This window comes from Paraburkholderia sp. CNPSo 3274, assembly GCF_024206475.1.
In the GTDB taxonomy this organism is placed as follows: Bacteria; Pseudomonadota; Gammaproteobacteria; order Burkholderiales; family Burkholderiaceae; genus Paraburkholderia.
This window is the reverse complement of record NZ_JAMBPR010000233.1, coordinates 1-891: the sequence shown is the minus strand read 5'-3', so window position 1 is coordinate 891 and position 891 is coordinate 1. Positions and strand designations below refer to the sequence as shown.

Here is an 891-nt window from a genome sequence, read left to right as displayed (position 1 = left end):
GGAACGGTGTACGTCAGCCAGAAGCCAGGCGTCGATGCGAGCCGGCCGATGGATAGCTTGACGCCGATCTAGTTCTGTCACAAATCGGGAGACAGGGCAACCACCACCGGGTGCCAAGCCAAATTCAGGATGCTGGAACGCGTCGTGCTTGCCAAACCTGGTGCCCCTTCTTCCATCGCACTCGGGAGACCTGTCATGCAAACCGGACTCACCACCGGTTTTTCGCACGTCAAGCCGCAGGACACGTCATTCCCGCGCGGTGGGCTGCGCGATTTCTTTGTCTATCGTGATCTGGAAATCGTCAGGGTCACAAGGTGGTCGCGCAACTTTTTAGGGCAAATCTTGCGCCGAAGTTGGGCGCGGGCTGGCACCGGCATGAGGCAGATTTTCATATCGTCAGTATGCTCAAAGACCGGGCGCGCTTCGTGTACGACGACCAGGAAACGCTTGTCGAAGCGGGTGATTGCGTGCATCAGGCGCTGTCCTCTTCGAACACGCGCCAGACATCGAGCACATCGAAATCGTGAGCCCTGCCGAATTCAAATCGGTAGACGTGAAAGCGCCGCGCCGGCGCCCTGGTAACTATAAAGCGGCAGCAAGCGACACCCTGACGCATACACAAGCTTGCCGCCGCACGTACAGTTGATATGTCCGCCGACTGCTGTGGCGGGTCACGAAACCACGAACACGACCGGAGAAATTCATGCGAATCACGCTCCATCTCGGCACCTTCGACCGCCTTGACCCGAATGCCTATGCGATCCTTTGGCTCGACAACGACACCCACAAGTGGTCGCGCGAAGGTCATGCCGGCCTCCAATTTCCCGACTGGGGAAAGCTGCGGGTCGATGCGCGCGGCACGGTGGTGTGCGATCAGCATGATGCGCGCCC

Annotated in this window: 1 protein-coding gene and 1 pseudogene; both read left to right on the top strand. The window is 59.3% G+C overall.

Annotated elements, in window-relative coordinates:
• The first annotated feature begins 195 nt into the window (after positions 1-195).
• Positions 196-646 (top strand): annotated as a pseudogene (locus M3I54_RS44410) (cupin).
• A 57-nt stretch (positions 647-703) separates the two neighbouring features.
• Positions 704-891, top strand: a 188-nt coding sequence (locus tag M3I54_RS44405; RefSeq protein ID WP_254346735.1) for a DUF3564 family protein, incomplete at its 3' end; no start/stop codon positions are given.